Origin of the sequence: Rhodococcus sp. IEGM 1354, assembly GCF_030056855.1 — a bacterium.
In the GTDB taxonomy this organism is placed as follows: domain Bacteria; phylum Actinomycetota; class Actinomycetes; order Mycobacteriales; family Mycobacteriaceae; genus Rhodococcoides.
Genome location: NZ_JASHKT010000010.1, coordinates 194,163 through 202,631 on the forward strand (window position 1 = coordinate 194,163; position 8,469 = coordinate 202,631).

The window sequence follows — 8,469 nt, forward strand, 5'->3', positions numbered from 1 at the left end:
CCCGCGCGAGAGAAAAGGTGATCGCAGTGCTCACGACCGTCTCCACAGCAACACGGGTAGCCGATACCCGCGACCGACTGCTCACTCGACTGACGACCTCGCATCCCGTGGTCTGTGGGATCGTCAACGTGACCCCGGATTCGTTCTCCGATGGCGGCCGCTTCCTGGACTCGGATCGTGCTGTGGCGCATGCACTGTCGATGGTCGACGAGGGAGCCGAGCTCCTCGACATCGGCGGTGAGTCGACCCGGCCGGGGGCAACCCCGCCCACCGTCGACGAAGAGATCGCCCGAGTCGTACCGGTGATCGACGCCCTGTCCAGGCTTACCTCGACACCGCTGTCGGTCGACACCTCACGACCCGAGGTGATGCGAGAGGCGGTGCGCGCCGGGGCGAGCGTCATCAATGACGTGCGCGCTCTTCGCCTTCCGGGCGCACTCGCCGCAGCAGCCGAACTGGACGTTGCCGTATGTCTGACGCATATGCAGGGCGAGCCGTCGACGATGCAGCATTCCCCTCGCTACGGCGACGTCACCGCAGAGGTGTGCGAGTTCCTCGACGACCGGGCTGCCGAATGCATCCGAGCCGGAATCCCGGCGTACCGCATCGTGGTCGATCCCGGATTCGGATTCGGAAAGACTCTCGAGCACAATCTGACACTGCTGCAGGGCCTTCGGGCGCTCACCGCGGCCGGTCGACCAATCATGGCGGGCGTGTCTCGGAAAGGAATGATCGGGGCCGTTACCGGCCGAGAGGTCGACGGCCGACTCGCCGGATCACTCGCCGCCGCGATCATCGCGGCCCAGAACGGGGCGTCACTCCTGCGAGTCCACGACGTCGCCGCCACCATCGACGCACTGGCCGTGCTGCGGGCAGTGCGGTCGCTCGACGTACTGCACTCACCCACAGGTCAATCCACGACGAATGCCGAGGCCACCTCATGACCGCATCCCTCTCCTCCGCCCGTCGGCTCTTCAGCGCCGAGCACGGTTGGATGGCCGTCGACCCGTTCGGCTCACCCGCACAGACTCCGAGCCGTGTGGGTGTGACACCGGCGGCGTTGGCCGACGCGGCCGACATCGTCGGCATCGATCTTCCGTCGGTACGTACCGTGCTCACCGCCGGTGATGCGTGCGGCACCATCCATACCTCCGACGGCTCGGTCACGGTGTACGCCCCGGCGAGCGGCATGGTCACGATCGTCAATCCGGCTGTACGCGAGGACCCGTCGCTCGTCGCTGTCGATCCGCTCGGTGCCGGCTGGTTGTTCGCCGTCCTGACTCCCGCTGCCTCGTCGTTCGACGACCTCACCATGCGCGAGCCGACCGGCGCAGTTCGGACGACATCATGACCATCAGTGTGTTCGACCTCTTCTCCGTCGGAGTCGGCCCCTCGAGTTCGCACACCGTCGGTCCGATGCGCGCGGCCGCTCGATTCGTCGACGATCTCCGCACCATGTCTGCGTTCGACGACGTTCGAGAGCTGACTGTCGACCTGTACGGCTCGCTGGCTGCGACCGGAGCCGGCCACGGCACCATGACCGCCGTACTGCTGGGGCTCGAAGGCCATGCGCCCGAGAGCATCACGACCGAGGTCATGGAAGAGCGGCAAGCGTCGATGGCGGCAACCGGGCGCATCCTTTTCGGCGGTGTCCGAGAGATCGATCTGGCGGTCGGCGACATCGTGCTGCGTCCGTTGACGGTACTGCCGTTCCATCCCAACGGAATGAAGCTGACTGCGCGCACCGCGGATTCGACCGAACTGCACAGTGAGGTCTACTTCTCCGTCGGTGGAGGCTTCGTGGTGACCGAAGCCGAAAGCGTCGAGGCCGTAGCGCCCCTCGCCTCCGCGAACGGATTCGCGTCGGCCAAGGAACTACTGCAGCTCTGCGAGCGGCGACGCTGCAGTATCAGCGACGTCATGACCGAGGTCGAACTCGAACGCCGGACGCAGGGCGAGATTCGCGACGGCCTGCTGCACATCCGTGACGTCATGGTCGAATGCGAGAATCGTGGCATCTCGCGCGACGGCTACCTCCCCGGCACGCTGGGAGTGCGGCGTCGAGCACGGGACTGGTTCCTCCGCCTCGACGCCGAGGATCCGAACCGCTCGAGCGAATTCGCCGAGGACTGGGTCAATCTCGTCGCCCTCGCCGTCAACGAGGAGAACGCGTCCGGCGGCCGCATCGTCACAGCACCCACCAACGGCGCAGCCGGCATCATCCCGGCCGTGCTGCACTACGCCACTCGCTACACCGCCGCAGGCGTCGCCGATCCCGATGGCAGCACAGTGCGTTTTCTGCTCACCGCCGGCGCGATCGGGTCGCTGTACAAGGAGATGGCGTCGATCTCCGGTGCCGAAGTGGGCTGCCAGGGTGAGGTGGGTTCGGCGGCGTCGATGGCCGCAGCCGGCCTGGCCGAGGTACTGGGCGGCACACCCGAACAGGTGGAGAACGCCGCGGAGATCGCCATGGAACACAGCCTCGGTCTCACGTGCGACCCCATCGGCGGACTGGTGCAGATTCCGTGCATCGAACGCAACGCCATCTCGGCCGGCAAGGCCATCAATGCGGCTCGGATGGCATTGCGCGGCAACGGTACTCATCGCGTGAGCCTGGATCAAGTGATCGAGACGATGCGCTCCACCGGTGCCGACATGCACTCGAAGTACAAGGAGACCTCCAGCGGCGGCCTCGCGATCAACGTGCCGGTGAACTTCGTGGAGTGCTGAACCCCAGGGACCTCACACCCCTTTTGAAAGGTGCGCGCTTGTTCTCGGCAAAGAGAACCAGCGCGCACTCGGCAGAAAGGGTGTGAGGTTCTCCCCCTTCACCGCCGCACCGCAACAACGAGGGGCCCGTACCGATTCGGTACGGGCCCCTCGTCATGTGTCGGCTCAGCTGAAGATGACCGTCCGGTGTCCGTGCAGCAGGACGCGATTCTCGCAGTGCCAGCGGACCGCTCGCGAGAGTGCGAGTGCCTCGGCGTCCTGTCCGACGGTGGCCAGACGAGACGGGTCGTGAGTGTGGTCGATACGGATGACCTGCTGCTCGATGATCGGCCCCTCGTCCAGGTCGGGGGTGACGTAGTGCGCCGTCGCTCCGACCTGCTTGACGCCCCGGTCGAAGGCCTGGTGGTAGGGCTTCGCGCCCTTGAAGCCGGGCAGGAACGAGTGGTGGATGTTGATCGCCTTGGCGTGCAACGCTCGACACGTCTCGTCGGAGAGCACCTGCATGTACCGGGCCAGGACCACCAGGTCCACCTCGTACTCCGCGACGAGGTCCAGCAGACGCTGCTCGGCCTCGGCCTTGGTGCCCGGGGTGACGGGGACGTGGACGAACGGCAGCCCGGCGGCCTCGGCCATCGGCCGCAGCACCTCGTGATTGCTCACCACGGCCACCAGTTCGCCGCCGAGATTCTGTGAGCGCCAACGGAAGATGAGGTCGTTGAGGCAGTGCCCCATCTTGGACACCATGACGAGCACACGCGGCTGGCTGCAGCCGTTGAAGGTGTACATCATCGAGAATCGCTCGGCCACCTCGCGGAAGCTCTCGGTCAGTTTCTCGATGTCGGTGGTGCCGCTGGCCACGAACGAGGTGCGAAGAAAGAACGAGCCGTCCGTGGAGTCGTCGAACTGTTGGTGTTCGGCGATGTCGCAGTCGTTGTCGAAGAGGAATGCACTGACGGCCCGGACGATGCCCGGCCGCTGTCCGCAGCTGAGCGTGAGGGTGAAGTTCTCGGTCATCGAATCTCCTGGTACTGGTGGGTCGTCAGCTGCGGATCTTGGCCATCTCGGGGTCGACGAGGGGCTCGGCCACGACGGTGGCGGACACGAGCCGATCGAAGTATCGAATCTCTACTGCTGCACCGGGTTCAGCGCTTCCGGCCGGAACCCAGGCGTAGGCGATCGGCGCACCGACGGTGTGCCCGAACGAGGCGCTGGTGACGTAGCCGGCGGGTTCGCCGTCCACCAGGACCGGCTCGTGGCCGAGTACCACCGACGTGCCGTCGTCGATCTTCAGGCAGACCAACTTCTTGGAGACGGTGTCGTCGGACATCTCGAGTACGGCGTCGCGGCCGCGGAATTCACCCTTCTGGGGGCGCACTGCGAAGCCGAGTCCCGCCTCGTAGGGATTGTGCTCGGTGGTCATGTCAGAGCCCCACGACCGGTAGCCCTTCTCCATGCGCAGGCTGTTGAACGCAGCGCGCCCGCCGGCGATGATGCCGAACTCGGACCCGGCCTGCCACAACGTGTCCCACAGTCGCTGCCCGTAATCGGCAGTGGTGTACAGCTCCCACCCGAGCTCGCCCACGTACGACAACCGCATCGCCGTGACGGGCACACCCCCGATGCGAACCTGCTTGCAGCGGAAGTACTTGAAGTTCTCGTTCGAGAAGTCGTCCTGGGTCAGCTTTTCGACGACCTCGCGGGCGTGCGGACCCCACAGACCGATGCAGCACGTGGATCCGGTGATGTCGTCGACGGTGACGCTGCCGTCGCTCGGTGCTTCGCGGCGAAGGTAGTCGAAGTCGAGGTTGCCGTTGGCTCCGACCTGGAACTCGTCGGCGGACAACCTCGCCACGGTGAGATCGCTTCGGACGCCGCCCTTCTCGTCGAGAGCCAGCGTGTACGTGACGGCCCCGACGGACTTGTCCATCTTGCCGGACGTCAAACCCTCCAAGAGTGCCAGCGCACCGGGTCCACGTACGCGTAGCCGCTTGAGCGGGGTCATGTCGTACATGGCGACGGAGGTACGGGTCTTCCAGGCCTCGGCTGCGGCGATGGGCGAATGGAACATCGAGGCCCACTCGTCGCGCTTGGGTGGCTGCCACTCGGCCGGAAGCTGTTGCACCAGATCGGCATTGGCCTCGTACCAGTGCGGGCGTTCCCACCCGCCGCCTTCGAGGAACACGGCACCGAGTTGATGCTGCCGCGCGTTGAAGGGGCTGACCCGAACGTCACGCGGGGACAACCGCGGCTGCGAAGGATGCAGCACGTCGTAGATCTCGACGAAGTTCTGCTGCGAGGTTTCGCTGACGTATGCCGGATCGAGCTGGAAGTCCTCGAAGCGGTTGACGTCGCATCCGTGCAGTTCCACCTCGGAGCGTCCGTCGACCAACAACTGTGCGATGGCTCGGCCGACTCCGGCCGAGTGCGTGACCCACACGGCCTCGGCGATCCAGAAGCCCTTGACGTCCGGAGACTCACCGAGCAGCGGTCCGCCGTCCGGGGTGAACGAGAAGACTCCGTTGAAGCCGTGGTCGATCTTGGCGGTTTCGAGGCACGGCAACAGCAACTTGGACTGCTCCCACGACGGGGCGAAGTCCTCCTGCGTGAAGTCGAGCATGGACGGCATCGCCTCGTCGGACACACCGTCTCCGCCGGGCAGGGTCTTGGTGTCGACGGGCATCGGGCGGTGCGCGTAGGTTCCGATGCCGAGGCGGTCGACGTGCTCGCGGAAGTACAGGTCCTGATCCTGGTGACGCAGGATGGGCATGCCCGCCTCGGCCGCTTCGGTGTTGCGTCCCACCAGTTCCGGGATCTGATCGGTCTTGGCGTACTGGTGCGCCAGCGGCAGCAGCGGCACCTTCATGCCGACCAGTTCGCCCACATCGGGGCCCCAGAAGCCGGCGCAGGACACCACGATGTCGGCCTCGATGACGCCGTTGTCGGTTGCCACACCGGTGACTCGGCCACCCGTCTGCTCGATACCGATGACCTTCGTGGAACCGCGGAAGACGGCTCCCCGCGATTCTGCGCGACGGGTCAGTGCCACCACTGCGCGCGACGCCTTGGCGAGACCGTCGGTCTCGACGTACAGACCGCCGAGAACACGCGAACGGTCGATCAGGGGATGCAGTTTCGCGCATTCGGACGGATCGATGACCGACCCTTCGATTCCCCAGGACGTGGCCCAACCCTGCTTGCGATGCAGGTCGGCCAGTCGCTCCTCGGTGGTCGCCACTTCGAGACCGCCGAGCTGGTTGAAGCACCACTGCCCATCCACCTCGAGGCCCATGAACTTCTCCACCGTGTATCGGGCGAGTTCGGTCATGGTCTTGGATGCATTGGTCTGGAACACCAGACCCGGTGCGTGCGAGGTGGATCCACCCGTGAGAGGGAGCGGCCCCTGATCCAGCACGGTGATGCGATCCCAACCGCGTGCGGTGAGCTCGTCGGCCACGTTCGTGCCGACGATGCCGGCGCCGATGATGACAACTCTCGGTGAACCCATGGTGGTCCTTCCGTATCGGGGTGGAGAGATGGAGCTCGGCCGAAGCAACCGACGGCCTGCACGACAACTAACCAGAGATTGATATATCAAGAGTATGGGCAGGGATGGATGTGGTCAACCCCCGAAATACCGATGGTGCGGGACGCATAGTCTCGCGTCCCGCACCATCGTTCACTTCACTTGCCGGCCTTGACTTTCGGCGGGGCCTTGGGGTTCTTGACGATGAATGGATCGTTCGTGACGTCCTTGTACAGCGAGACACACGTACCGATCATCACCAGTACGAACGGTGCCGCCACGATGATGGTCATCGTCTGCAACCCGTTGAGGGCGTCCGATCCTCCCGTCCACAGCATCAGGATCGCGATGCCGCCGGTGACCACACCCCAGAAGGCGACGACCCCACGCGACGGATCCAGGGTTCCGCGTTGCGACAGGGTGCCCATCACGATCGAGGCAGCGTCGGCACCACTGACGAAGAAGATGCCCACCAATACCATCACCAACACCGACGAGATGCCGGCCAACGGGAAGTGGTCGAGAACCGCGAACAGCTGCGACTCCGGCTTACCGAGGGCCACCAGATCCTCGGTTCCCTTCTGCTGCTCGCCGATTGCCGCTCCACCGAAGATCGAGAACCAGACCAAGCTCACCGACGTCGGGATGAGAATGACGCCGATGACGAACTGGCGGATGGTGCGGCCGCGACTGATGCGAGCGAGGAACATACCGACGAAGGGGGTCCACGAGATCCACCAGGCCCAGTAGAAGATCGTCCAGGACGAGAGCCAGGACTCGGTCTCAGGGCCACCGGATGCCGCCGAGCGCGCCGACATGCCGGCGATGTGTGCGGCGTAGTCGCCGAGAGTGGTGGGCAGCAGATTCAGGATCAGGACCGTGGGGCCCGCGACGAACACGAAGATCGCAAGCACGAGAGCCAGCACCATGTTGATGTTCGACAGCCACTGAATTCCCTTGGACACCCCGGACACTGCCGAGGCCACGAACGCAAGTGTCAGGATGGCGACGACAGCCACGAGCAGAAGCGTCCCCGCTTGGTTGACCCAGCCGAGAACCTCGATACCGGAACCGATCTGGAGTGCGCCGAGGCCGAGGGATGCCGCGGTGCCGAACATCGTGGCGAAGATCGCCAGAATGTCGATGACCTTGCCGATGGGGCCTTCGGCGCGGCGACCGATCAGCGGAATGAACGAGGAGCTGATGAGCTGCTTGCGGCCCATCCGGTAGGTGCCGTAGGCGATGGACAATCCGACCACCGCGTACATCGACCAGGGGTGCAGTCCCCAGTGGAAGATGGCCGTCGAGAGTGCGGTTCCCACAGTGGAATCGGTGATTCCGGGCGGCGGGGTGACGAAGTGAGTGAGGGGCTCGGCCACTCCCCAGAAGATCAAGCCGATTCCCATGCCGGCGCTGAACATCATCGCGATCCAGCTGACGGTGTTGAATTCGGGCTTCTCACCGTCTTTGCCGAGCGGAATCTTTCCGTAGCGACTGAGCGCGAGCCACAGCGCGAAGATCACGAACCCGGTGGCCGAGAAGATGAACAGCCAGCCGACGTTGGTCACGACCCAGTCGAGTACGGACGCGTTGACGGACTTCATGTTCTCGGTGCCGAGGATGCCCCACGCCAGAATCGCGATGACGATGGCGGCGGTGATACCGAACACCACCTTGTCGGTGCGCGGCTTGCCCTCCTCTCCGTGGTGGTAGACCTCGAGGGGGCCGTAATGATGAGGGGCATGTTTCTCGGATGAATCGTCCCGAGTTTTGTCGCCCCGGGGTTTGCTGTTCGTTGTCACATCGTTCTCCCTCCGGCTCTCGCCGAATAGGTGTGTCGCCCGTGCACGCAGCGTGGGTGGTCGGGTAGGTGCGCGACGCGTTGCTCTCTGCGCAACTTCGATTTGTATGAACCCGAACAAGACTGAGCCGACCCAGGGTCTATGTCAAGAGATGGCAATCCACTTCATCGCGTTCGCCACGGTTGATCGAAACTGACAGTGCCTCTGAACAGCGACTGAGCATGTGGAAATGCGAAAAGTTGCCCGAATTCGATACTCGCATTTAACAATCGATACTGTCCGGTAACTGATATATTAACTCGATTCCACTACCGCCGGCGGCCTAGAGCGCCGCTCCTTCACTATCTCAGGAGTATCACCATGCCGCAGCAGGTCCGCGCCGTCGTTGCCAAGAGCAAGGGCGAGCCCGTCTCG

General features: G+C 64.5%; 6 protein-coding genes. 3 read left to right on the plus strand and 3 right to left on the minus strand.

Going from position 1 to position 8,469, the window contains the following annotated elements:
• Window positions 1–26: 26 nt before the first annotated feature.
• Genes folP through QM588_RS20890 form a run of 3 tightly spaced genes read left to right on the plus strand, consistent with a single transcriptional unit; the run spans window position 27 to window position 2,730 of the window.
• Window positions 27–944, plus strand: coding sequence for a dihydropteroate synthase (folP, locus tag QM588_RS20880; RefSeq protein ID WP_283316208.1), 918 nt, complete (start codon window positions 27–29; stop codon window positions 942–944).
• Window positions 941–1,351, plus strand: a complete 411-nt coding sequence (locus tag QM588_RS20885; protein ID WP_283316211.1) for a glycine cleavage system protein H — start codon at window positions 941–943, stop codon at window positions 1,349–1,351. Before folP ends, QM588_RS20885 begins: the two co-directional genes overlap by 4 nt.
• Window positions 1,348–2,730 carry an L-serine ammonia-lyase gene (locus QM588_RS20890; protein ID WP_283316214.1) on the plus strand — a complete coding sequence of 461 codons (1,383 nt, stop codon included), beginning with the start codon at window positions 1,348–1,350 and terminating at the stop codon, window positions 2,728–2,730. The genes QM588_RS20885 and QM588_RS20890 overlap by 4 nt, the downstream gene beginning before the upstream one ends.
• A gap of 165 nt (window positions 2,731–2,895) precedes the next feature.
• Here QM588_RS20890 and purU read toward each other — a convergent pair whose 3' ends face one another.
• From purU to QM588_RS20905, 3 genes are all read right to left on the minus strand, one after another.
• A complete protein-coding gene (gene purU / locus QM588_RS20895) occupies window positions 2,896–3,744 on the minus strand; it encodes a formyltetrahydrofolate deformylase (RefSeq protein WP_283316217.1) in 849 nt (282 codons plus the stop codon).
• A 25-nt stretch (window positions 3,745–3,769) separates the two neighbouring features.
• Window positions 3,770–6,235 carry a GcvT family protein gene (locus QM588_RS20900; RefSeq protein WP_283316218.1) on the minus strand — a complete coding sequence of 822 codons (2,466 nt, stop codon included), beginning with the start codon at window positions 6,233–6,235 and terminating at the stop codon, window positions 3,770–3,772.
• Between the two features lie 176 nt (window positions 6,236–6,411).
• A complete protein-coding gene (locus tag QM588_RS20905; protein WP_052053699.1) occupies window positions 6,412–7,923 on the minus strand; it encodes a BCCT family transporter in 1,512 nt (503 codons plus the stop codon).
• Window positions 7,924–8,469 lie beyond the last annotated feature (546 nt).

Coding starts and splice junctions, on each gene's coding strand:
- QM588_RS20890 (WP_283316214.1), top strand. CDS start 1,348: ATGACCATCAGTGTGTTCGACCTCTTCTCCGTCGGAGTCGGCCCCTCG.
- QM588_RS20900 (WP_283316218.1), bottom strand. CDS start 6,235: ATGGGTTCACCGAGAGTTGTCATCATCGGCGCCGGCATCGTCGGCACG.
- QM588_RS20885 (WP_283316211.1), top strand. CDS start 941: ATGACCGCATCCCTCTCCTCCGCCCGTCGGCTCTTCAGCGCCGAGCAC.
- purU (WP_283316217.1), bottom strand. CDS start 3,744: ATGACCGAGAACTTCACCCTCACGCTCAGCTGCGGACAGCGGCCGGGC.